Raw genomic sequence first — 22,934 nt, forward strand, 5'->3', positions numbered from 1 at the left:
GGGGCCGTTCCCCTATGAGGGCGAGGCGGACCCCGACCTGATCAACGCCGGCAAGCAGACGATCACCGCGTTGCCGACGTCGTCCTTCTTTTCGTCCGCCGACAGTTTCGCCATGATCCGCGGCGGGCATATCGACCTGACCGTGCTGGGCGCGATGGAGGTGGCCGCCAATGGCGACATTGCCAACTGGACCATCCCCGGCAAGATGGTGAAGGGCATGGGCGGCGCCATGGACCTGGTGGCCGGCGTGAAACGCGTGGTGGTGGTGATGGACCATGCCAACAAGCACGGCGAATCCAAGGTGCTGGAGGCATGCACCCTGCCGCTGACCGGCAAGGGGGTGGTCGACCTGATCGTCACCGACCTGTGCGTGATGGCGGTGGACCCGGACGGCGGCGGGCTGACGCTGATCGAACTGGCGCCGNACAATGTGCGGGCGCGCACCGCGGCACCGTTCGACGCGGGGGTGTTCGCATGACGAAGATCGTCGGATATCGCCGGGAGGATGCCGGCGCGCCGCCGTCCGCCTTTGCCGATTACGGATCCACCGGGTTGCGGGCACCCACCGAACCGCTGGTACGGATTCCCCCGACCCTGACCGAGACGACCGGGCCGGCCGGATGCTGGGACCGGCTGACCGGCCCGGCGGCGGCGGACCTGACGACGCAGCACGCCGGCATGCCGCAGGGCCAGCGGATCATCGTGGCGGGCCGCGTGCTGGACGAGGACGGGCGGCCGGTGCCCGATACGGTGATGGAGATCTGGCAGGCGAACGCAGCCGGACGCTACATCCATGCGCGCGACCAGTGGGATGCGCCGCAGGACCCGAATTTCACCGGCGCGGGCCGGGTAGTGACCGATGCGGACGGCGGATACCGGTTCGTCACGGTCCGGCCGGGGGCCTATCCGTGGGGCAACCACCGTAACGCGTGGCGGCCGGCGCATATCCATCTGTCGCTGCTCGGCCCGGCATTCGCGACGCGGCTGGTGACGCAGCTGTATTTCCCCGACGATCCGCTGATCGAGATCGACCCGATCGCAAACGCCGTGCCGATGCCGTACCGGCAGCGGATGGTGTGTCGGCTGGACATGGACGTCACCACGCCGAACTGGGCGCTGGGATACCGGTTCGACGTGGTGTTGAAGGGACGCGACCAGACCCCGTTCGAGGATGACCATCATGACGATTGACGTCGCCGCGCGCGTGCCAGGACCGCGCATGGACAATCAGGACCCCGCGCTGTTTGGGCAGACGCCGTCTCAGACGGTCGGGCCGTTCTTCCACTACGGACTGCCGTGGAAGGGGGGCGCGGACCTTGTCGGCAAGTCCGACATGGGGGCGCGGGCGGACCTGTTTCCCGCCGAAAATTACGTGCTGAACCTGTCGTCACCGACCGGTACGCCCGCGGGAGAGGCGATCGAGATCGCAGGCCGCGTCATTGACGGGGCGGGCGAACTAGTAGTCGATGCGATGATCGAGATCTGGCAGGCGAATGCCGCCGGGCGCTATCATAGCGTCGACGATACACGCGAAGACGTGCCGATCGACCCGCATTTCATCGGGTTCGGGCGGTCGTCGACCAGCGCAGAGGGAGAATACCGGTTCCGCACGGTGCGACCGGGACCGGTGCCGGGACCGGGCGGCACGATGCAGGCGCCGCATATCGCGATGTCGGTGTTCGGGCGCGGGCTGATCAAGCGGCTGGCGACGCGGCTGTATTTCGCGGACGGCGACGGCAATGCCGACGATCCCGTCCTGGCGCAGGTCTCGGCCGGGCGGCGGCAGACGTTGATCGCGCAGGCCGTGGACGGCGTGTGGCGGCTGGACATCGTGTTGCAGGGCCTGGACGAGACGGTGTTCTTCGACCTGTGAGCGTGTTGCGGACCCGTCCGGTGGCGACGCCCGTGATGACCGCGGCGTTCGGCGATGCGGCGCTTGTTGCGCATGCGCTGGCGTTCGAAGCGGCCCTCGGCGATGCGCAGGCGGCGGAAGGGCTGATCGAGGCGGACGTCGCAGCTGCGATTGGCCAGGCTTGCGGCTCTATCGTGATCGACCCGGCGGCGCTGGCGGAGGAGGTCGCGCTGGCGGGGACGCTTGCGATCCCGCTGGTGGTCAGGTTGCGTGGTGTGCTGGACGGCGCGGCGGCGCAGGCGTTGCACCGCGGTGCGACCAGCCAGGACCTCGCCGACGTGGTCATGATGCGGCAGGTCCGCGCGGGGGCGGGCCTTTTGCTGGCGGATGCGGACCGGATCGTTGCGGCGCTGAGCCGGCACGCGCGTGCGCAGGCCGCGACCCCTGCGATTGGGCGGACATTGTTGCAAGATGCGATCCCGATCGGGTTCGGCTTGAGGATCGCGCAGTGGTGCGCCGGGATTGCCGACGCGGCGGCCGGAGTGCGTGACGCCGTCGCCGGGCACGCGGCGGTCCAGTTGGGAGGAGCGGCCGGGACACGCGCCGGACATGGCGGGCGCGGAGCGGCGGTGGCCGCGCGAATGGCGACGGCGCTGGGGCTGGCCGATGCACCACCGTGGCATGCGCGGCGTGGCGGGGTCGCGGCGATCGGGGCGGCGGTCGCAATTCTAACCGGGGCGTGCGGCAAGATGGCGCGCGACGTCGCGTTGCTGGCGCAGGCGGGCATCGGGGAAACGCGCGAGCCGGCGGCCGCGGGACGCGGTGGATCGTCCGCGATGGCGCACAAGCGCAACCCGACCGGGTGCCAGGTCGCGCTGTCGGCCGCTGCGCGTGCGCCGGGGCTGGTGGCGGGATTGCTGGCCGGGTTGCCGGCGGAGGAGGAGCGCGGCCTGGGCGGATGGCAGGCGGAGGCGCCGCTGATCGCGGACCTGTTCCTGATCGCGTCGGGCGCGTTGGAGGCGATGGCGGCGGTGGCCGAGGGGCTGGAGATCGATCCGGCCGCGATTGCGCATAATCTGGCCGCCGCGGGTCAGGGGGACGACATCGGCGAGAGTGTGGCGATCGTCGCGGCGCTGATCGACCGCACGAATCTGGATCGGGGATAGATATGCCGTTTGCGACGCGGGACGGAGTCCGGCTCTACTGGAAACTAGATGGGGCTGCCGAGTGGCCGGCGCTGGTGCTGCTCAATTCGATCGGCACCGACATGGCGTTGTGGGATGCGTGCGTGCCGCATTTGCTGCCTGCGTTCCGGCTGTTGCGGATCGATACGCGCGGGCATGGCGCGTCGGATGCGCCGGCGGGCGACTATACGCTGGCGATGCTGGCGGACGATGTTGTCGCTGTGATGGATGCGGCGGGGATCGATCGGGCGGCGGTGGCGGGCGTTTCGCTGGGAGGGATGATCGCGATGCAGCTGGCGCTAGATCACGCGGAGCGCGTGTCGGCGCTGGTGCCGATCTGCACGTCGGCGACGATGGACCGCGCGGCGTGGGAAGACCGGATCGCGACGGTGCGCGCGGGCGGGACGGCGGCGATCGCGGACCTCGCGATGGGGCGGTTCCTGTCACCGGCGTTCACGGCCGCGCAGCCGGCGGTGGCGGACGGCGTGCGGCGCGGGCTGATCGCGATGGCGGACGACGGCTATGCCGGGGCGGGTGCGGCGATCCGCGACATGGCGTTGATCGACCGGTTGGCGGATGTGACCCAGCCGACGCTGGTGGTGGCGGGCGACCGCGATACCTCGACGCCCTTTACCGGCCATGGGGAACGGATCGCGGAGGCGGTACCGGGGGCGGAGGTCGTCTATCTGGATGCCGCGCACCTGGCACCGATCGAGGCACCGGCGAGGCTGGCGGACGCGATGCGCCGGTTCCTGTGTTGCGATGCGACGGCGGACGCGGCGGCGGAGACGTTGTTCGACGCCGGGCTGGTCAACCGGCGGCGCGTGCTGGGCGATGCCTGGGTGGACAAGTCGCTGGCCGGACGGACGCCGTTCAATGCGGAATTCCAGGCCATGATCACCCGGATCGCGTGGGGCGAGATCTGGGGACGGCCGGGGCTGGACGAGGCGACGCGGCGGCTGCTGGTCGTCGCGATCACGGCCAGCCTGGGGCGGTGGGAGGAGTTCGCGCTGCATGTTCGCGCCGGGCTGACCCGCGGCGGTTTCACGCGCGATGCGTTGAAGGAAGTGCTGATGCAGACCGCGATCTATGCCGGCGTTCCGGCGGCCAACACGGCTTTTGCAGAAGCTGGCCGGATCATCGCGCATATTGATGGAGAAACCGAGTGACCGATGCCTTCATCTGCGATGCGATCCGCACCCCGATCGGGCGGTTGAACGGCGCACTGGCGACCGTGCGAGCGGACGACCTCGCGGCCATCCCGGTTCGCGCTCTGGTGGCGCGCAACCCGGGGGTCGACTGGGGCGCGGTCGACGACTGCATCTTGGGCTGTGCGAACCAGGCGGGGGAGGACAACCGCAACGTCGCGCGGATGGCGGTGCTGCTCGCCGGATTGCCGGAGGGCGTGCCGGGGTCGACCGTGAACCGGCTGTGCGGATCCGGGCTGGACGCAGTCGGGTCCGCCGCCCGCGCGATCCGCAGCGGCGATGCGCAGCTGATGATCGCCGGCGGGGTCGAGAGCATGACGCGCGCGCCCTATGTCATGGGCAAGGCGAACGGTCCGTATGATCGCGGACAGACGCTGCAGGACACGACGCTGGGCTGGCGTTTCGTCAACCCGGCGATGAAGGCGGCGTACGGCGTCGACACGATGCCGCAGACCGGCGAGACGGTGGCCGACGAATGGCGGGTGAGCCGCGCCGATCAGGATGCGTTCGCGCTGCAAAGCCAGCAGCGGGCGGCGGCCGCGCAGGCGAGTGGGCGGTTCGCGGTCGAGATCGTGCCGGTGTCGGTGGCGCAGAAGAAGGGCGATCCAATCATCTTCGACCGCGACGAACATCCGCGCGCGACCAGCCTGGAGGCGTTGGCGAAACTGAAACCCGTGGTGCGCGCGGACGGTACCGTGACCGCGGGCAACGCTTCCGGGCTGAACGACGGGGCGGCTGCGATGCTGGTCGCGTCGGAGGCGGCGGCGCGGATGCACGGCTTGACCCCGCGGGCACGGGTGATCGCGACGGCGGCGGCGGGGGTCGCCCCGCGGATCATGGGTGTCGGCCCGATCGAGGCGGCGCGGCGGGTGCTGGCGATTGCCGGACTGGACGTCGCGCAGCTCGACGTGATCGAACTGAACGAAGCATTTGCAAGCCAGGGCATGGCCACTCTGCGCGACCTAGGCATCGACCCGGCGGACGAGAGAGTTAACCGCAACGGCGGCGCGATCGCGCTGGGCCATCCACTGGGCATGTCGGGCGCGCGGATCACCATGACTGCAGTCGAGGAATTGTACCGCAGCGGCGGGCGCTACGCAATGGCGTTCATGTGTATTGGGGTGGGGCAGGGGATCGCATTGTTGCTGGAACGAGTGTGATCCTGGATGGCTTGAGCCGCTGAGTTTCGGTTCATCCGTCATCGGGCCTGCCCGACGTGGGGACGCTGGTGAATAACAAGGCGCCTGCGTCGCACATGCCGTAAGCCCTGTGACAGGTTGATCGCGGCTGGAGAACGATGTCATTCTAGGCATACTCTGAATGACATTTCAGATCGCGTATGTTCAATCGCGGTTATGATGTCCAGTCAATTGGATATCAACATAATATTTGATGGCAGTGATCCTCGACGAGGCAAGAGAATCGAGAGTACTCCTTTCTGTGCTACCTGACGTTCGTGTAGTTACGCCGAGATACTTCCGTCAGCGGTTCGAGCCGGCGTCGCCCATAGCGGCCATTCCGTCTGCCAGCTTGCTCATCAGCGCCGTCAACCGATCGAAATCGCCCACGCTCCAGTCCCGGAACAACGACACGGCCATTGCCGCGCGCGCACGATCGACGGCGTCCGTCGCCTGCCTGCCGAGCGGTGTGATCCGGGCTTCGCGGACGCGGCGATCGGCGGTGCCCGGGTGTCGGGTGACCAGGCCCAGCTGTTCCAGCCGCGCGATCTGGCGGCTGACCGTCGTATAGTCGCGTCCGACGCGGCCGGCGAGATCGACCACGCCGATCGGTTCGAGCTGGCCGACCAGCACGATCAGCGGGAACAGTGCCCGTTCCAGGTTCAGCCCCGCGGCTTCCAGCATGGCGGCATCGCGTTCCGGGCGATTGATGACGCCCACGATGTCCATCAGCGACCGATGCAGTTTCGGCAGCTGCGCCCTAATATATGCATTATGCACTTTATTCGTTGACATGCGTATCCACTCCCCCGATATGTGCATAATACATATTTGAGGTTGCCATGAAAGACCATTCCATCGTCGATGTCCTGATCGTCGGGGCGGGTGCCGCCGGGCTGACGCTTGCGGTCGATCTTGCCCGCCGCGGCGTGTCGTTCCGGCTGATCGAACGGTTGACCGAGCCGTTCCAGGGATCGCGGGGTAAGGGCATTCAGCCCCGCACGCTGGAGGTGTTCGAGGATCTCGGGATCGTCGATCGCCTCGCCGCCGCCGGCAGCCCTTATCCGTCTCAACGTCTGCATCATCCGGGTGGCAGCACGACGGATATGCAGGAATTCACCCTCGACACAGGCACCGCTGCCGAACCGTATCGCAGGCCGCTGCTAGTGCCGCAGTTCCGGACCGAAGCGGTGTTGCGCGACCGGATCATCGAACTGGGCCAGCGGGTCGATTACGGTGTCGCACTGACCGGTTTCACGGACGATGGCGACGGAGTCGCCGCGCAGATCGCGGACGCCGGCGGCGCGGGGACGATCCGGTGTCGCTATCTGGTCGGTGCGGACGGGGCGCGGTCCTTTGTCCGTCACGCGCTGTCGCTCGGTTTTCCCGGCAAGACGCTGGGCGTGCGTGCCATCGTCGCCGATATTGAGATTGACGGTCTGGACCGGGCCGTCTGGCACCGGTTTAACGAAGGGGACAGGGCACGGCAGATCTCCTTCTGTCCGTTGCCGCACAGCGACATGTTCCAGTTGCAGGCGCCGATCGCGATCGAAGGCGATGTCGATCTCTCGCCGGCGGGCGTGCAGGCCTTCATCGACGCGCGGCTGCCGGAGCGGGCGATCCGCGTCCGGGCCGTCCACTGGGCATCGGCGTACAGCATGAATGCGCGGCTTGCCGATCGCTACCGGGTCGGCAACGTCTTTCTGGTCGGGGATGCGGCGCACATTCATCCGCCGACGGGTGGCCAAGGCCTCAACACCAGCGTGCAGGACTCCTACAATCTCGGCTGGAAGCTGGCGGCGGTGTTGGCCGGTGCCCCGGCGGCGCTGCTCGACAGCTATGAAGAGGAACGCCGGCCGATCGCCGCCGGGATGCTGGGGCTTGCCGCGGATCTGCTGGAAAAGGCCAGGCACGGCGAGATGCGCCGCGGGCGGGAGGTCCACCAGCTGGATCTGAGCTATCGCGGTGCTGCGCTGGCGGTGGACATGCCGGGGCGCGGAGACGGCGTTCTGGTGGCCGGCGACCGGATGCCGGACGCCGTGTTGCAAGGGGCCGCCGGCCCGGCCCACCGGCTGTTCGATCTGATGGCCGGACCGCAATGGACCCTGCTGGTCCGCGGGGGAGGGGCGGACCGGCCGCGCGCAGGCGTGATACTGCTGCGGATCGGATCCGACGGCGCCCTGCGCGATGATGGCGACCGGCTGGGCATGGCCGATGGCGACCGGCTGCTCGTGCGGCCAGACGGTTATGTCGGCGCGCGGTTCGGCGCCGACCACGGCCCGGCGATGGCGGCCTATCTGGCGCGCGTGTTGCCGCCGCCCCGGTCCTGACGATGGCGCCGGCGCCTTCGGGCTATGCGCGCGCGCGGTAGGTGAGCCCGGTGAAGCGAACCTCGCCGGAACCCGACGCGAACAGGGCGGGGCGCAGGCTCATGAAGCCATCGGCGATGTTGTGGTTATAGCCGGACACCTCATAGGATACGACCTTGCGCCACGGCTTCCGGCCCGAACGGATGAAGAAGCTCGCGACGTTCCGGTCGTTCACGATCCGCATCGCCACCCGCCGGCCTTCCGCCGGCCCCGGCGGCGGATAGCCCTGCTCCCGTCCCACCTTGTACGTATGCAGCCCGATCGCATCCGATCCGAGACCAGCGAACATGGCGCCATTGTAGAACAGCAGCAGCCCGCCTTGTGCCGCACCGACGAGTTCGAGATCGATCGTCACTTCGTAGGAACGATCGCCGGCGATGAAGGCGAGGGGCGAGGAATCGCCCGGCCCCGTGCCGTGCGCGCGAAGCGTGAGCGCACCGGCGGCGATCCGTACCCGATCGAGATAGCCCGGTGGCGGCGCGAAGAAGGCGAGGCGCCGGCCGAGATCGTCCGCAACGAACGGCCCCGACAGACGCATGCCCGCGCCGGCATCATGTCCGCCGCGCGGCATGGGCAGACGCGTCGACAGATCGCCGCCGGTGGTGCGGGGCCAGCCATCGGCATCCCAGATGAACGGTTCCAGCAGCATCTGGCGACCAAGCGTGCGATATCCGTTTTCATAGCCGTGATAGGCCAGCCACCAGTCGCCCGACGGGCCCTGCACTGGCGTGGCATGACCGCGCGACCACCAGGGTTCGTCCGCACCCGCTGTGCGGACGATCGGATTACGGGGATGATTTTCCCATGGACCGTCGATCGATCGGGCGCGGGCCACGATGACCATGTGGCTGGTCGGCGGACCGGCCGTTCCGCCCTGCCCGGAAAACAGATAATAAATGCCGTCGCGACGCAGAACCTTCGGTCCTTCCAGCGCGGGGGCCTCGATGATCCAGTCCTCCGGGATCGGCCAGCCATCATAGACCTGTTCGATCCGGGCGGAACGGCGCAGGCCGTCATCGCTGATCCGCACGCGCGCGCCGCCGTTCAGGAACAGATAGCGTTTGCCGTCTCCGCCCACCGCATGACCGGGATCGATATAGCCACGGATATCCATGTCGACGGGTTCGCTCCACGGTCCGCGCATGCTGTCGGCATGGACCACGAAGATCTTGCACGGGATCTGCGGCCCGGCCGCAAAGGTCGGATCGTTGGCGTTGAATATGGGAATATAGATGAAATAGCGGCCGTCATGCTTTGCGATATCCAGCGCCCAGACCGAACCTAGCGGCGTCGTCAGCGCCGGCCCGACCGGCGTCCAGTTGACCAGATCCTGCGAATGCCAGACGACCACCGCCGGATAATATTCGAACGACGAGAATGTCGCCCAATAATCCGCGCCGTCCTTGAGGATGTTGGGATCGGGTCGATCACCCGACAGCACGGGATTAAGAAACTGCCCGTTGCCGAGATCGGCTCGCCTTTGGCCGTCGGGACCGGCGCGCCATCCGTTCGCGCGGGACGGTTCGGCACGGGGCGTTCCGGTTGCCGCACCGGGCAGCACCGCGCCGACGGACGATGCCAGACCGGCGGTCGATACCAAGCCCAGCGCGAGCGCATCCCGTCGCGAATGTATCAATCCATTTCTCCAGGTCGGCACGATCACGTTGGAACGATGGGACAAAGCCGCCCGGACTGCAACGGGGGGGCGGGGGGCGTCACGAACAGCCTTCGCCAGCGCCACACGCTCCGACGGTCCGTCACCATGGAAGCCGGCACCGACCCCGATGTCTGGCGCGCACCGCACCTCGGCCTGGAAACAGTTTCGCGTCTGCTTCACGCGCCACGCGAAGCTCAGCGACGGGTCCTCGCCCTGCAGCTGGCGCAGGAGCGCGATCGACGGTGGCTCGAACGGTTCGGGTGGGTGGTTCTTCCGCCACCCGTAGCCAAGCCGCAGGTAAACGGGCTGTAGGACCGGTGGACGGTCAGGCAGTAGTGCCGGCCGATGCTCGTTGCCGATCGCCTGGACGAGGATATCCTTGGACTTGCACCGGCAGGTGAAATGCCGCGGATCAAGGGACCGCGTGGACGAGCGGCGTGCCATGAAATAGCGGAACAGCTCGGTCGGATCGTAGACCGCGGTGCGGCCGCAGTTCCGGCACAGGACGGCGATGTCGAAGCGCTTCCTCGCATAGTCGGCAATCGAGTCGAATTTCCAGTTCGCGCCCATGGGCGTGAACTAAACCGGAACATCGCTTGTAGGAAACGGGGTAGAAGGCGACCGCACATTGTTGCGGAGGCGGCCTATAAGATGCCCCGTCAGCTCAAGCGCGCGTGGGCGACCTGACGGGGACTACGCGGAAGACCGACTCAACCGCGCTGACCCAACTCTACGCCGGATCCATGACAGTACAATATCAGCAATTTAGATAAGGAAAATCTCTGCCGGCTCGCTGGACCGTTTGCCCCGTCGGCCGGCATAACCGTTGCCGACGGAGCTGGCGGCAAGTCGGTTACCGCACGGGTGCTAAGTACGCGGCACGCTGGGAACCGGTTCCAACATTTGTCATAAATGAAAATCAATATTGTGGGCGAACAGCCCAGCGCCGCTCCGCCTTACCCGGTCCCATAGCCGGCCCATGCGTGACGCCAGAAGCTAATGCTCGGTGCGCTAGACGATGAGCCGCCCGGCAAGACTGCCATCTATGCGACATGACCGATCATATGCGGGAGATAGCGCGTGAAGTCTATTGCTCGGTCAGCGTGCGGCATGGCGTCGCCTACAGGGGCTACAGGTCAGGTCAACCCTACTGGGGTAAAGTCAGATACGATCGCATTCGCTATTGAAGCGCGAGAAATATGAATCCAAGATAACCCCGCCGGCCGGTCAACCGTAACCGGCGGGGGCACGGCAAGTCGGTTGCCGCACGCGAGTCTCATAAATCCAACTGGATTAACTTACCGCAAACGCCGCAGGAAGCCTCGTGGAAAGTTCGATCCGCTGGCCGGAGAAGCCGTCGCTAGCGGATCGGCGGCAAGTCGGTTACCGCAGCGGTCATATTACACGTAGCAGCCGTAAGCATATTATCTTAAATCAATTCGAACATCCAAAATTTGCTTCGAAATATTCAATTTTTACAATTAGCGGAATGACAAACTTAATCATATGTGTAGGTATCCGCCAATTCCCTGCGTTAGCTCGAAAGTGAGTTCACTACTCTATAATAACGATGAACAATAAAGTTTTTTCTAAAGCTCCGGTCCTGTCGCCGGATTAGAGGCAGATATGCTCGATCCATTCGTCCAGAAATTGCGCGGGTTGGCCGAACTGACGGCCATTGACGCAGCGGCGCTCGAGAGAATTATGTCGCACCCGCATCGCTATGCGGCACGTCAGGATCTCATTCGCGAGGGTGACGAGACGGGCCCAATGTTCGTGATCCTCGACGGCTGGGCCTGTCGCTACAAGATCCTGCCGAGCGGCACACGTCAGATCATGGCGTTCCTGATGCCCGGTGACGCCTGTGACCTGCACATCAAGCTGTTGGCTAAGATGGATCACGGAATACAGGCGCTCACGCCAGCGGTTGTGGCGCGCGTGTCCCAGGACGATATGCACGCAGTTATGCAGAACCACCGCAGCATCGCGTTGGCAATGTATTCCGCGCAGCTTGTCGATGAGGCGATCATGCGCGCCTGGATCGTGAGCATGGGGCGGCGCAGTTCCATCGAGCGCGTCGCGCATCTGATGTGCGAGCTTTATTTGAGAGGGCGAACCATCGGGCTAACTCAAGACGGTGAATTTGCGATGCCGTTGTCCCAAATTGTTCTAGCTGACGCATTGGGAATGACCCCAGTTCACATAAACCGAGTGCTCAGGGAGTTGCGGCTTGACGGGGCGATGTCTCTGACTCGCGGCAGCGTTACCATCTCGGATCCGCACAAGCTCGCTCGGATCGCCGGCTTCGACGAGAACTACTTACATCGCAGGACGCGGCATATCGCAGAGATGACCCCCCAGGCTCGCTGACCACTGGAACAAGGTCAGCGCCGTCCGCCGTTCGTGCGTGCACCAAGCGGCCACGCGATCCGGCACACGATACCGTCCGATTGCATTACCAAACTTGTGTCCGCGCCGATCTGGTACGGCAGCCCGTCCTCGATAAACCTGCGTCCGAACCCTTTATGTAGCGGACCTTCGGACAGTCCTGGCACTTCGCTTTCCGACCACGCCAAATCCAGTACCTGTCCAGACATGACCCACCGGATTTTTAGTTTGGCATCCTTCTCTGCAAGCGCCCCGAATTTCAAAGCATTAGTCACGAGTTCGTGGATCGCCAATCCGAATGGTTGAGCCTGTTCCAAGGGCAAATAGACGTTTGGGCCTACAATCGTGATTCCCGGTGCCGATCCAAATTCGAAATGCTGGAGTTCGTCGCGAAGAAGTCGCTCAAGGTTGACGTCACCGTGCGAGCCTAGCGGGAGTGGTAATTGATACCGGAGTAGAACATTGAGGCGACCGCAGAAATGCCGCTCGACTTCTTCAAGATTCTCAGCCGTCTCGATCGATGTTTCGAACGCCGCTCGCACAAGCGCCGCTGTGTTGCGAACGCGATGCTGCAAGTCAACGAGAACCTGTGAGTGGTGCCTGGCCGTTTCTGCGTCGCGCACGTCTCGTGCAACAAGCTCCTGCCGCAACGCCGTCAGCGCCCGATCGTTATCCGATACCATAGCTGGACCTTGCGCAGGATGGTCCGGCGTAGGGTCAAAGGCAGGATCGTCCATCACAGGCTGTAAATAACGGCGCGCGTTATACTCCAGCGCATCGCGAATAGCCCCGGACTAGCCGCCTGGAAAACCGCATGGGTTCGGTTTTGACGTATGCACGAAACCATCATCGCGTCTGCTATCCCTTTATATGGGGCGACAGTTGCCCGATCATCTTAACGATCTGCGAAACGCGTAGCGGCTTTTCATATCGAGCGACATGAGCAAAGCGGTCCGGAATGATTGACGCGTCGTATCCCGTCGTGAACATGAAGGGGACCTTTCGCTCAACTAACATGTCCGCTAGTCGAAAAACCTGTTCGCCGCGTAGGTTTACGTCAAGAATCGCAGCGTCCAGTTCTGACGTATTCCGAAGAAAATCCTCGCCCTGCTTCACGGTTGCAGCCGGTCCGATAACATGCGCCGACTCTGCCGCCAACCCTGCGCACAGCTCTTGTGCCAGAAGATACTCGTCTTCGACAACCAGGATCGCGCGACCCCCTAAACTGAGCTCAGTCATGCAATGCTCCGGATATAGGAATGATCATTTTACACCTTATACCATCCGGACCGGCATCGTAATGCGTTTCCGCATCGAGTTGATAGGGCAGCGCACGTTCGATCAAATCGCGGCCTTGTCCCGTTCGTTTCTCTAATGCTCCATCGGGCGGCATGACAACTCCATGCTCTTGCCAGATGATTTCCAGTCGGGCGGGTAGGCCTTTGTCCTCCACCGTGCGCCAACAGATCTCTAGGCGCCCGTTCGGCCCCTTTAACGCGCCGTACTTCACGGCGTTTGTGGCCAGTTCGTGTAATGCCAGCGCCAGCATCTGGACCATGCTGGACCGCAGCGGAATTCCATCCGCACCGCTCAGTATGACCCGCCCCTCCTCTTCGTCCGCTACGCCGTGCGCCGCAAGCTCTGCGCGGATCAACTCGTCGAAGGTAACGCGGTACTGATCGCCCACACGCGACAGGAGACCCTGCACGCGAGCTAGCGCATCGAGCCGCGCGCTGAAATCCCTTGCGAAGTCATCCATTGTCGCGGACTGTCGGATCGTCTTGTCAGCAATTGAACGGGTGACGCCTATCAAATTGCGCGTACGATGCTGCAACTCGTCTACCAGAATTCGCTGCTTTTCTTGAAGCCCACGGAGGTCGTCGACGTCGGTCGAGGTGCCGAGCCACTCGATGATTGTGCCGGATCCGTCCCGGATTGGCATCGCTCTAATCTGGAACCAGCGGTAAAAGCCGTGCTGGTCACGGATACGGTACTCTGCTTCAAGAATTCCTTGCTCGGCGGCTTGCGCCCATGCCTCGCACGCTTGGTTACGGTCGTCGGCATGAAGAGGCTCCAGCCAGCCCCAACCGCGACTCCCTTCCTCCGGCTGGCCGGTAAACTGGGTCCATTGTGGGCTGGACCAGTTCCATTCCCCCACATGGCTAGCCCGCCACACAAATTGCGGCACACCTTCGATCAGCGCCCGCTGGCGTTCCTCGCTCGCGCCCAGCGCAGCCTCGGCACGCGCGCGCTGAATGGCCGCCCAAGTGCGCTCTGCAACCCCTTTCAGCAGTTCGGTATCATTTTGAGTCCATCGACGAACGCGTATGTCGGCAACAAGAAGTACCGCAATCAGGCGTCCTTTTCGTAATAGCGGCACGCCTAGCGCAGCCCGCATGCCCAGACTGCCGTAATTCGACTTCGCCTGCATGGTGAACAGCCCGGAGCAACTCAGGTCTGGCATGTTGAGTACCGCCTCTGAACGCATCAAATTGAGGAAATCCTGCTCGCCGGAAAGGTCATGTACGCCAACCATCGAAGGCAAACCATCGCGATGGAATTCGGTCAGTACGGTCGCGAGTGTTCCCTCGTCATCGAATTCGTTGAAATAGCACCAACTTACGCCAAGTTGCTCGGCCAGAAGACGCGCGGCTTCCGACTGGATCTCCGCAGGATCGACCAGAGACGTGAGCGCATCGCCGAGCCGTAGCTGGAACATCTGCCGTTCTTCGCTCTCCCGCAACGCTGCGTCGGCCTCCGCGCGTTCAACTGCTGCCCAAGTGCGCTCGGCAACGTCTTCAACAAGCGAAACTTCCCCCGGTGTCCAGACCCGAGCACAGGTAGCCGCGGCCACGATCGCCCATAGCGGGTGGTGATCGCCTTTGCGCAAGGTCGCGGCGACCAAGGCACGCAGGCCGAGCGCGCTGAAACCAGCTCGATCGTTGTCCGACAGGTTATCCATCTCAACAACATCGTCGATTACGAGCGTCCGATCGAACGCGATCTTAAGGGCTTGGGGAAAATCGGACAGACGCACTTGAGCAGGCAACGGGCAGAGACTGCCGTCGTGCACCTGATAGGGAAAGTCACCCCTGTCCTCCGCCAGCCGATAAACACCGATGTAGCAGCGATCGAGTTGCATATGGTCTGAGAGCATCTGCAACGATCTGTTTGCTATGGCATCGGCACCCGACTGGCCCCGCAACGTATCGCTCAAGCGCAGCAGAAAGGCTTGCCGCTCTTCACTCTCGTGCAGCATGATTTCGGCCCGGTGCTCCTCGGTCACATCACTGGCGGTCCCGAACCACTCCACGATCTGACCCTCGGGCCCGAAAATTGGCACGGCGCGGGATAGTGCCCAACCAATTCTGCCGTCCGCCTGATAAACCTGATGCGTAAGCTCAAAATCGCCTTTGGTGCAGATTGCTTCTGCGATGGCGGCAGCCGTGCGGGCATGATCTTCCGGCGGGATGTATTCCTTCAACCAAGCTACGCTGGGGCTTGTCGTATCGGAGACGAAGCCGCCGCCCGACAGTTGCCGGAGCTCGCTCATATCGACGTTCATAACGTAGAACACATCCGCGCTCGCTCGCGCTAGCGCCTGAAGACGAGTGTCGCTCTCCAGCTTTCCACTTTGCGCACTTTCAAGGGCAAGCCCCATTCGGTGGGCTATGCTGGCAAACTGAGCAAGGCTCTTCAAAAGACGTGCGTCTTCTGCCTCAAAACAACGTTCTTCCCCATGCATGATTGCCCAAATCGTTCCGATCGGTGAACCGTTTGCTCTGAACGGGACCAGCAGCCCTTCCCCGATTCTAGGCTTTGCCTGTAACAATGCCGGAAAGGCGCGCTCGGGTTCCTTCATAAGCAGGACCGCGTCCTGCGTGATGACTTCGCCACAAGGGCTCTCGTCGCACGGCATTGTGCCGTTCCGAAAAGGTGCCCAAGCCCCAGCTGTCGCCACCCAGCGGAACACACCTCGCTCTCCGCCAGCCTCTAACAGACTGACCCCAGCGGAATCACATCGCGTTAAGTTGATCGTCCACTCGACGAGCCGCTGCAGCACCGTACCCGGAGCGCAGTTCAAGGCTTCAGCAAGTGCGACCAGTGCTAGGTTCTCAACCCTGTAATCGGGTGCACGCGAAATCCTGCGATCGAGGTCGCTCGTTATAATTATGTCATTTACGGCAGAAGTGGCATTTGGTTTGTTCATACGAAGGGCGACGCTCCTTCCAGCCGTACGATGCGCGACCGCTCGCAATAATTAACCTTCGGAGTGTCGCTGACAAGACAGTCTGCGACATCTGGCGTGATTTACCGGGATTGATCGCAGCCAGTCCAGGATGCGGTCACTCAATTAACCCTGTCGGACCACATCATGTCGCACTTAGCCCCGCCACGGGTCCTGTCACCATCGGTGACGATACAGCCGGTAACAACGTTTTGTCTGATGAAAGGGCGAGGCAGGTGCGCATAGGCAGGCAAGATCCCCAGCGTCGAAGGGAACAATATGGCGGCAAGGTATGGACGGCGCGTAGAGCGGTCTAATCGAGCGCGAGGCCGGCGGGCGATGAGATACCATCCATCGACAACTCCCAGAGGATCAGTCCTTTGGCGTCGGTGACCACGACAGCCCAAGGCCGCGTTCCCCAAAAGGCATCCGGCGAATCCTTCAGCATCTGACCGCAAGTAATGATTGCCTGCGCTCTCGCTTCGCGGGGGGTGCCCAGGTCGATGCCGTCGCTGTCCGTCGAACGGGTTTCGGTTTGCGTGTGGAAATAGTAGAGGGCCAATATCGTGCACCAGCGTTGGGCGAGAGCTTGCGCACTCTCGGTCGTCAGAGCCCGTTGCGATGCCGACGATGGTTCCGGTGTAGCGGACATTTTAGCGATCAACGGCAAACCTCGATCAGCCGCTGGTCTCTAATAGGGTACCTGATGCGGGTAACAACCCAACTAGAGCAGATGGCAGGATCGGGTGGTTTTCGGCTTACGTCAGCGCGCCAAGTTCCACTGGGTGACGCCCCACCAACGGGTACCTTCCGGGGAACTTAGTGGCGGGGCGCAGGCCGCCTGATAGCAGCATTCTCTGAACAGCCTGTAAAGTTTGCCCCGCTGAAATCTTCCGGGACGTCCAGCGGGGCGAGGTTAATGATTGCGCGTGAATGCGGGGATGGCAAGCAGAGCGAAGTGCCAGATCGGGACGCAGCATTGAAGCGCCTCCACGACCAGAGTCGAGCGCATCGGCTCGTGACGGCAGTTGCGCAGTGAATACCGTTAGGAGAAAGGGACATTCTCAGTTCGTCGGAGTGGGGGGAGCGCAATGAACGACGTAATGGCGATTGCGCAATATAACGTCCTCGATACGGCACCCGAGGTGAACTTCGACGACGTCGTCGCGCTCGCGTCGCAGATCTGTGAGTTGCCTATCGCCCTGATCTCGCTGCTGGACACGGGCCGGCAGTGGTTCAAGGCTCGCATCGGCTTCGAGCCCCATCAAACGGATCTTGACCGATCGGTATGTCGGTATGTGGTCGCTGCCGGAAAGCCGATCGTCATTCCGGACCTGACCGTAGATGCGCGGACTGCCGACAATCCGTTGGTGGTCGGTGAGGAAGGCATTCGTTTTTACGCCGGCGTACCGCTCGTCACGCGGTCCGGCGTCGTCGGCGCGCTATGTGTGATCGACACGTCACCGCGGCCGGATGGTCTCGCCGCCGATCACCTCACCGCGCTGGAACGTCTCGCGCGCCAGGTGACAGCCCTCCTGGAGATGCGGCGGGACGCCATTGAGCTTCGTGGGGCGTCAGCGGCGCGGGACGAGTGGCGTGCGGCCCAGCAGGTGAGCGAGCAGCGCTGGCGCGATCTGTACCGGAAGATGGATACCGGCTTTATCTACGCGCGCGTGATCAGGAACAAAGACGGCCTCGTTACGGACTGGCGGTACGAAGATGTGAACGAAGCTTGGGGCGAGTTGGTCGGGATCGCTCCAGACAGTGCCCGGGGCAGGACGATACGGGAGATCATACCTGGCATCGAAGACGAGTGGATCATGGAACTCGCTCAAGTCGTCGAGACCCGTGAGCCATATCGATTCACCCGGCAGGTTGGCGTCCTGAACCGCTGGTATGACGGGACTGCCCAGTGGGTTGAGGGCGACGATTTTACGGTCATCTTCCACGAGGTCACGACGCGCATCGAGGACGTCCGGCGGCGGGACGGCCTGCTGGCTCTTGGTGATGCGCTGCGTGATCAAACCGACGTCACGGAGATGGTCACCGCGGCGTCCCGGATCATCGGCGAGGTCGTGCACGCGTCGCGCGCTTCGTTCGGTGAGCTGGACCACACCCGCGAACTCATCATCGTCGGCGCGGGCTGGTCGTTGCCGGGTATGCCCGCGATCGAAGGAAGCTATCGCTTCGAAGAGTACGGCGATCTTCGTCAAACGCTGCTCGACGGCAACGTGATCGTCATGAACGATACCGCGACGAATAGCCGAACATCTGCCGTGGCGAACGTATGGGAAGCGTTGCGTGCTTGCGCTGTCGCCATCGTCCCGGTTCGGGAACGTAATCGAACGGTTGCCGCCCTGCTGGTTCACAAAGACCATCCCCATGTGTGGACAGAGGACGAGATGGCGTTCCTGCGGAATGCGGCGGACAGGCTAGAGACCGCAAATGCCCGACGTCGTGACGAAGAGCAGCAGGCTCTGGTCAACAAGGAGATAGCGCACCGGTTGAAGAATGCGCTGTCCATGGCGCAGGCCATCGCCATGCAGACGCTGCGGAGCGATGCCTCCCCGGAAGGTCTGGATGCCTTCACTCAGCGGTTACAGGCACTCGGGCGGGGACACGAGGCCCTGACAGCGGGCCGATGGAAGGCCGCGAAGCTGGGCGATCTGGTAACCGGTGTGATCGAGGGTGCTGGCGCGCTCGACCGCTGCACCATCCGGGGACCGACAGTCGAGCTTGGGGCGCGCGCTGCGTTGTCTACGTCCCTACTGGTCCACGAACTGGTGACCAACGCGATGAAGTATGGCTCGCTCTCCGCCGAGGAAGGCAGGATTGAAGTTGTGTGGCGTCTTGTCGGCAGCGGCGAGGATTGTCGCCTTAAGCTGGACTGGAGCGAGCATGGTGGGCCGCCTGCCTCACAACCCACACGGAAAGGGTTCGGCTCGCGCCTGATACGTCTTGGGCTTCTGGGAACAGGAGGGTCTGAGGTTCGCTATACCGAGACAGGATTTTCGTCTTCTTTCAATGGATTGCTCACAGAGGTGGAACAGGCGTGATTACCGGACGAGGGCCTGTCCTCATCGTAGAGGACGAGCCTCTGCAGCGGATGGACATGGTGGACATGGCGGAACGGGCGGGCTTCGACGTGCTTGAGGCTCATGACGCCAAGCACGCTGTCGAGCTACTCCGGACACGGGCGGACGTCGGTCTCCTTATCACCGACATTAATATGCCTGGTGCCATGGATGGTATGGAGTTGGCAGCTGCGGTGCGCAGGCGGTAGCCACCGATCGAGATCATCGTGGTGAGCGCAGGTGTTGCCCCCGCTGAGCAGGATCTACCAGAGCGGGCCATCTTCATGCCCAAGCCGCTGAACTACGAACGGGTAATTCGTGAGATGCATCACTTGTTGAATTAGTGTTCGAGCCGCTGCCAGCGATGATGGCAACCGGGCAAGCTGCGGGCTCAAGTGATCGGCCGGGGAACGATGTTCCGGTCGTCAACACAACGGTCGGCGTTTACGCCGTCGCGATCATCGTTACGGATGCAGACGGCAAAATGCTGATCAAACCGTTCGCCAATGCGTCCCCCGCCTCCTTCTGGGCATCGTCCGGTATTCCGGCAAGGGCTTCCAACACAAACCACATGGATCGCTCGCCGCCATTCAGCCGGGTGCGGGTGCCCTGCCGCCAGTTCCAGCGTCGGCAGGTTACGCCAACATCATCACGCCAGACAACTTCACCCGGCAACGGGTGCTCGACCGCGGGTTCGCCATTGGACATAGTGTCGAACACTTCGGTGCCGTCCGCGATCGTAAGTCGTGGCAGACCGACATAGGCGCTCAGATTTTCACCGCCGACCGGAACGGCGTAGCGCAGGCTGATCGCGTTGTAGAGATCCACGACCGGGTTGATCGCCGGCAACGTTCCATCTTTCAGCACCCGCTTACGAAGCGCCTGCGCCGAACAGGGTGTTCGGCTCGGCCTAGCGCCGAAGCCTACGTAGGTCTCCGCCCACGCGGCCAGATGGGTTTCTGCCCAGGACGGGCCGCCATCGCGTACATACTTGCAGGCGGCAGCCAGCGCAGCCGAGGCATCACCGACCGGCGTTGGATCCTGCGTGCTTACAAGCAGATGAAGGGCACGAAAGTCGGATGCCAGTCGCATGACGGCGGGATCAATGATCGGGGTGGTCTGCATGTTTCAATCCTATCTTTTTGCTGTCGCGGCAGCACCGACCGAGGCGCAGACGATCAACCCGATCGCCAGCCATTGTGAAAACGCCAGCGTTTCACCCAAGACGAAGAGGCCGACTAGGGCGCCAACAGCCGGCTCCGCGCTGAGAAGCGTGCTGAAGGTGTTCGTCGGCAAGCGGGGGAGCGCGATGATTTCCAGTGTGTAGGGGATCGCGCTTGATACGACACCGACGACCAAGCCGAGCGCCAGCACCGACGGCTGAAGCATAGCGGTGCCAGCATAGAGAATTCCGACGGGTGCGGTGATCAACGCGGCGATCGCCATACCGCCTGCAACAGCTGTGATGCCGTGATCCTCTCCGGCCGTCTTCCCTTTAAGCAGGTACACCGCCCAGCAGGCCCCCGCGACCCCCGCCAGGGCAACGCCGCGCCAGTCGAGGTGAGCAGCGCCTCCCCAGATTGGCAGCAGCAAGGTGACACCTGCAATGGCCAGGGCTATCCATAGAAAGTCCGCCAAGCGTCGCGACGTTAGGAGAGCAACCGCGAGCGGGCCTGTGAACTCGATCGCCATCCCGACACCCAGCGGGATGAACGTGAGGGCCTTGTAGAAGACAAGGTTCATGACGCCCAACGCCACACCATACGGCAGGAGCGAGCGCCAGCCTGCCGCGGTCAGCTTGCGCCATGGCCGAAAAATAATTGCCAGCACGGTGGCACTGACGATCAGACGCAGAGCAGTTGCGCCTTCTGGCCCGATCGCAGGGAACAGCCACTTTGCGAACGAAGCGCCAGTACTGATCGATAGGAGCGCCCCGAACAGGGCGGCGACGGCAACGATGTCAGTCCGCGGAGCGACGGGGCGCGTCATTGAACAGCTTATCATCTGGATCTCACGAAGGGCCGGGGCCCGACCGTTCTAGGCTCGACCGGCGATCACGGTGATCAAAATCGACCCCGACCGATGACGAACTGGCGCAGCGCCTTTTCTCGGCGAACGATCGGGTCCGGAGTTTCAAGACGCTTGTCGTGATACGACAAGTTAAACCATCCAGCCCGGTCCCGGTCCGTTGAGACACGACTGACGGGAAGCCGTATTGTCGAGTTCGACCAGCGAACGACCGCATCCCGAGGCCAAGCTCACAGCCCCCTTGTCGGGAACACCGGCCCGCGTACCGTCATACGGTCGGCATCATACGGACGCTGCAACCCGACGACGTCTTCGTAACTGCCGGTCAGCCACAAGTCCCAGTCCGCTTCCTCCAACACGGTGATCATCGCCTTCGGATGGATCGGCGCGACCAGTTCGTTCGGGTCGCAGGTCACCATCGAGAAACCGTTTCCCTTCGCGGATGCCTGCCAGTATCCGGCCACGGTAAACACTGGCTGATCCGTCACGGCGAACCAGATCTCGCCCTTCAGCGGCTTGCCCCCACCGACATCGTGAACGTCCGGGGTCCATTCGCAGAACTCGGTCAGGGGGATCAGGCATCGGTTCTCGGGCCGCTCCGCCAGCCGACGCCACGGGGGCAAGCGGAGCTGGCGGACGTTGGTCATCGTGAATTTGCCGGCACCGTTCAGCACGTCCCAGGCCATCACGTCCACACCGCGTCCGCGGTCATCCTGCCGGACGATCCAGGCACGCGATCGCGGGACCAGCTCCTGCGAGTGGAAACGCTTGTCCATCGGGCGGGCTGCCAGCCACTTCGTGCCGAAGCGCTCGGCGATCGTGTCGGGTTCGCCGGCCATGCGGGCTCGGTTGCACATAGGTCTCGGCCTTGTTCATCATGGGGTAACCGATACTGTTGCGCGCGAGCACGAAGCCTACCGGCGCAATGACAATGTGCTGCTCGATGATCTGTTCGGCTCAATTGTTCTTCGAAGACCAGCCGATGTTGATGCTTTAGCCGTCGCTGATGGCCCCCGAGGCTTTCGAGGGAACGTCTGACTTCGCTGGGCTGACTGCAGTGTTCGGGTTTCTCGCCGCTTTTGGCCTATCGAAGCTTGCCTGACACGAACCTGATCAAGTGCTTGGGAAGTGTAGGCACGAACAATGCTAGAATGACGGTATCTCGTGCCGACCTGCAAGCGAAGCGGCTGTCCTACAGCGAACCGATTTGGTACATAAGGAGAACAAAGAGCCGCACGATGCTTGTTCTCGATCCACCCACACTGCTTGCGGTAGCAGCCGTCATCTCGAGTATTTCCAACCTAATCTGGGTGATGCGCCGTCGCACCACCGCAAGCGATCGGATGCAACCATAGCCTAACAAACTATCGCGGTTTCAATTGGCAGTTGGATTGCTGAGCCGCCCCGATAAACGATGTCCGTTATGAACTGTTCGCGTTTCCCAATTTCGCGGTGGCTGTGGCTGCTTCTAAGCTCCGCGGTTTGCATGCCCACTGCCAGCCCGGCGCAACGGGCTGGGTATTGGGAGACCCGGGTCAGCATCGCTGGTGCCCCGGATGTTGCACCAGTCCGATCCTGTTTGGCTGCCAATGCGCCGTTGCACTCTCTGAGCTTATGGCCTGCGAACTGCACAGCCGGCAAAATCAGGAAAACGACTGCCGGGATCGTTTCGCAAGTAGAATGTCAAAGTGGCCAACCTGGGACTTTGTTGATTATACAGCGGGAGTTGTCCGGAGATCTGGACCGCCGATATCGCCTTTCAACCGAA

The 22,934-nt window shown here is 63.1% G+C and carries 19 protein-coding genes; 10 read left to right on the plus strand and 9 right to left on the minus strand.

Annotated features, from left to right (window positions below):
- The 6 genes from BKY59_RS01105 to pcaF form a co-directional block, all read left to right on the plus strand.
- A partial coding sequence (locus BKY59_RS01105; protein WP_276205471.1) for a CoA-transferase occupies window positions 1-424 on the plus strand: 424 nt, incomplete at both ends.
- Between the two features lie 50 nt (window positions 425-474).
- Complete coding sequence (gene pcaH / locus BKY59_RS01110; protein ID WP_076068268.1) at window positions 475-1,191, plus strand: protocatechuate 3,4-dioxygenase subunit beta; 717 nt, start codon at window positions 475-477, stop codon at window positions 1,189-1,191.
- Window positions 1,181-1,873 carry a protocatechuate 3,4-dioxygenase subunit alpha gene (gene pcaG, locus BKY59_RS01115; RefSeq protein WP_083671802.1) on the plus strand — a complete coding sequence of 231 codons (693 nt, stop codon included), beginning with the start codon at window positions 1,181-1,183 and terminating at the stop codon, window positions 1,871-1,873. The genes pcaH and pcaG overlap by 11 nt, the downstream gene beginning before the upstream one ends.
- Before the next feature lie 20 nt (window positions 1,874-1,893).
- Window positions 1,894-3,018 carry a lyase family protein gene (locus BKY59_RS01120; RefSeq protein ID WP_240499905.1) on the plus strand — a complete coding sequence of 375 codons (1,125 nt, stop codon included), beginning with the start codon at window positions 1,894-1,896 and terminating at the stop codon, window positions 3,016-3,018.
- A gap of 2 nt (window positions 3,019-3,020) precedes the next feature.
- Window positions 3,021-4,205: a bifunctional 3-oxoadipate enol-lactonase/4-carboxymuconolactone decarboxylase PcaDC gene (pcaDC, locus tag BKY59_RS01125; protein WP_076068270.1), complete on the plus strand. Its 1,185-nt coding sequence runs from the start codon at window positions 3,021-3,023 to the stop codon at window positions 4,203-4,205.
- Window positions 4,202-5,404, plus strand: a complete 1,203-nt coding sequence (gene pcaF, locus BKY59_RS01130; protein ID WP_076068271.1) for a 3-oxoadipyl-CoA thiolase — start codon at window positions 4,202-4,204, stop codon at window positions 5,402-5,404. The genes pcaDC and pcaF overlap by 4 nt, the downstream gene beginning before the upstream one ends.
- A 321-nt stretch (window positions 5,405-5,725) precedes the next feature.
- On the opposite strand, the gene BKY59_RS01135 is transcribed toward pcaF, so the two are convergent.
- Complete coding sequence (locus BKY59_RS01135; protein ID WP_240499906.1) at window positions 5,726-6,151, minus strand: MarR family winged helix-turn-helix transcriptional regulator; 426 nt, start codon at window positions 6,149-6,151, stop codon at window positions 5,726-5,728.
- 113 nt (window positions 6,152-6,264) lie between these two features.
- Between BKY59_RS01135 and BKY59_RS01140 the strand changes: the two genes are divergently transcribed.
- On the plus strand, window positions 6,265-7,752 hold the full coding sequence (locus tag BKY59_RS01140; RefSeq protein ID WP_076068273.1) for an FAD-dependent monooxygenase: 1,488 nt from the start codon (window positions 6,265-6,267) through the stop codon (window positions 7,750-7,752).
- Between the two features lie 22 nt (window positions 7,753-7,774).
- Here the strand turns inward: BKY59_RS01140 and BKY59_RS01145 are convergent, their stop codons facing one another.
- Window positions 7,775-10,018: a family 43 glycosylhydrolase gene (locus BKY59_RS01145; protein ID WP_338056487.1), complete on the minus strand. Its 2,244-nt coding sequence runs from the start codon at window positions 10,016-10,018 to the stop codon at window positions 7,775-7,777.
- A 1,056-nt stretch (window positions 10,019-11,074) separates the two neighbouring features.
- Between BKY59_RS01145 and BKY59_RS01150 the strand changes: the two genes are divergently transcribed.
- Window positions 11,075-11,818, plus strand: a complete 744-nt coding sequence (locus BKY59_RS01150) for a Crp/Fnr family transcriptional regulator (protein ID WP_076068274.1) — start codon at window positions 11,075-11,077, stop codon at window positions 11,816-11,818.
- Window positions 11,819-11,832: 14 nt separating this feature from the next.
- On the opposite strand, the gene BKY59_RS01155 is transcribed toward BKY59_RS01150, so the two are convergent.
- The 4 genes from BKY59_RS01155 to BKY59_RS01170 form a co-directional block, all read right to left on the minus strand.
- Window positions 11,833-12,573, minus strand: a complete 741-nt coding sequence (locus tag BKY59_RS01155) for a sensor histidine kinase (protein ID WP_083671803.1) — start codon at window positions 12,571-12,573, stop codon at window positions 11,833-11,835.
- A gap of 121 nt (window positions 12,574-12,694) precedes the next feature.
- Window positions 12,695-13,075, minus strand: coding sequence for a response regulator (locus BKY59_RS01160; RefSeq protein WP_076068276.1), 381 nt, complete (start codon window positions 13,073-13,075; stop codon window positions 12,695-12,697).
- Window positions 13,068-16,046: a GAF domain-containing protein gene (locus BKY59_RS01165; protein WP_083671804.1), complete on the minus strand. Its 2,979-nt coding sequence runs from the start codon at window positions 16,044-16,046 to the stop codon at window positions 13,068-13,070. Before BKY59_RS01165 ends, BKY59_RS01160 begins: the two co-directional genes overlap by 8 nt.
- Before the next feature lie 331 nt (window positions 16,047-16,377).
- Entirely contained in the window at window positions 16,378-16,626 is a 249-nt protein-coding gene (locus BKY59_RS01170) for a DUF6894 family protein (protein WP_076068278.1), read from the minus strand.
- 529 nt (window positions 16,627-17,155) lie between these two features.
- On the opposite strand from BKY59_RS01170, the gene BKY59_RS01175 reads away from it, so the two are divergent.
- Both BKY59_RS01175 and BKY59_RS17980 read left to right on the plus strand, forming a co-directional pair.
- Window positions 17,156-19,120 carry a GAF domain-containing protein gene (locus BKY59_RS01175; protein ID WP_076068279.1) on the plus strand — a complete coding sequence of 655 codons (1,965 nt, stop codon included), beginning with the start codon at window positions 17,156-17,158 and terminating at the stop codon, window positions 19,118-19,120.
- The gene (locus BKY59_RS17980; protein ID WP_276205472.1) at window positions 19,117-19,347 is read left to right on the plus strand and encodes a response regulator; all 231 of its coding nucleotides are present in this window, start codon (window positions 19,117-19,119) and stop codon (window positions 19,345-19,347) included. The genes BKY59_RS01175 and BKY59_RS17980 overlap by 4 nt, the downstream gene beginning before the upstream one ends.
- A 235-nt stretch (window positions 19,348-19,582) precedes the next feature.
- On the opposite strand, the gene BKY59_RS01185 is transcribed toward BKY59_RS17980, so the two are convergent.
- The 3 genes from BKY59_RS01185 to BKY59_RS01195 all read right to left on the minus strand — a co-directional run bounded on the left by BKY59_RS01185 (window position 19,583) and on the right by BKY59_RS01195 (window position 22,023).
- Entirely contained in the window at window positions 19,583-20,263 is a 681-nt protein-coding gene (locus tag BKY59_RS01185) for a B3/B4 domain-containing protein (protein ID WP_076068280.1), read from the minus strand.
- A gap of 9 nt (window positions 20,264-20,272) precedes the next feature.
- The gene (locus tag BKY59_RS01190) at window positions 20,273-21,127 is read right to left on the minus strand and encodes an EamA family transporter (protein ID WP_240499907.1); all 855 of its coding nucleotides are present in this window, start codon (window positions 21,125-21,127) and stop codon (window positions 20,273-20,275) included.
- A 269-nt stretch (window positions 21,128-21,396) separates the two neighbouring features.
- Window positions 21,397-22,023, minus strand: a complete 627-nt coding sequence (locus BKY59_RS01195) for an SOS response-associated peptidase family protein (RefSeq protein ID WP_076068282.1) — start codon at window positions 22,021-22,023, stop codon at window positions 21,397-21,399.
- Window positions 22,024-22,934: the final 911 nt, after the last annotated feature.

The sequence above is a fragment of the Sphingomonas montana genome (assembly GCF_001956315.1).
Lineage (GTDB): Bacteria > Pseudomonadota > Alphaproteobacteria > Sphingomonadales > Sphingomonadaceae > Sphingomonas_R > Sphingomonas_R montana.

Excerpts from the sequence above, each read along its gene's own strand:
- BKY59_RS01155 (WP_083671803.1), bottom strand. The coding sequence starts at position 12,573 with ATGGACGATCCTGCCTTTGACCCTACGCCGGACCATCCTGCGCAAGGT.
- BKY59_RS01175 (WP_076068279.1), top strand. The coding sequence starts at position 17,156 with ATGAACGACGTAATGGCGATTGCGCAATATAACGTCCTCGATACGGCA.
- BKY59_RS01165 (WP_083671804.1), bottom strand. The coding sequence starts at position 16,046 with ATGAACAAACCAAATGCCACTTCTGCCGTAAATGACATAATTATAACG.
- BKY59_RS01135 (WP_240499906.1), bottom strand. The coding sequence starts at position 6,151 with ATGGACATCGTGGGCGTCATCAATCGCCCGGAACGCGATGCCGCCATG.
- BKY59_RS01195 (WP_076068282.1), bottom strand. The coding sequence starts at position 22,023 with ATGTGCAACCGAGCCCGCATGGCCGGCGAACCCGACACGATCGCCGAG.
- pcaH (WP_076068268.1), top strand. The coding sequence starts at position 475 with ATGACGAAGATCGTCGGATATCGCCGGGAGGATGCCGGCGCGCCGCCG.
- pcaG (WP_083671802.1), top strand. The coding sequence starts at position 1,181 with ATGACGATTGACGTCGCCGCGCGCGTGCCAGGACCGCGCATGGACAAT.
- BKY59_RS01190 (WP_240499907.1), bottom strand. The coding sequence starts at position 21,127 with ATGACGCGCCCCGTCGCTCCGCGGACTGACATCGTTGCCGTCGCCGCC.
- BKY59_RS01160 (WP_076068276.1), bottom strand. The coding sequence starts at position 13,075 with ATGACTGAGCTCAGTTTAGGGGGTCGCGCGATCCTGGTTGTCGAAGAC.
- BKY59_RS01150 (WP_076068274.1), top strand. The coding sequence starts at position 11,075 with ATGCTCGATCCATTCGTCCAGAAATTGCGCGGGTTGGCCGAACTGACG.
- BKY59_RS01140 (WP_076068273.1), top strand. The coding sequence starts at position 6,265 with ATGAAAGACCATTCCATCGTCGATGTCCTGATCGTCGGGGCGGGTGCC.
- BKY59_RS01145 (WP_338056487.1), bottom strand. The coding sequence starts at position 10,018 with ATGGGCGCGAACTGGAAATTCGACTCGATTGCCGACTATGCGAGGAAG.
- BKY59_RS01185 (WP_076068280.1), bottom strand. The coding sequence starts at position 20,263 with ATGCAGACCACCCCGATCATTGATCCCGCCGTCATGCGACTGGCATCC.
- pcaDC (WP_076068270.1), top strand. The coding sequence starts at position 3,021 with ATGCCGTTTGCGACGCGGGACGGAGTCCGGCTCTACTGGAAACTAGAT.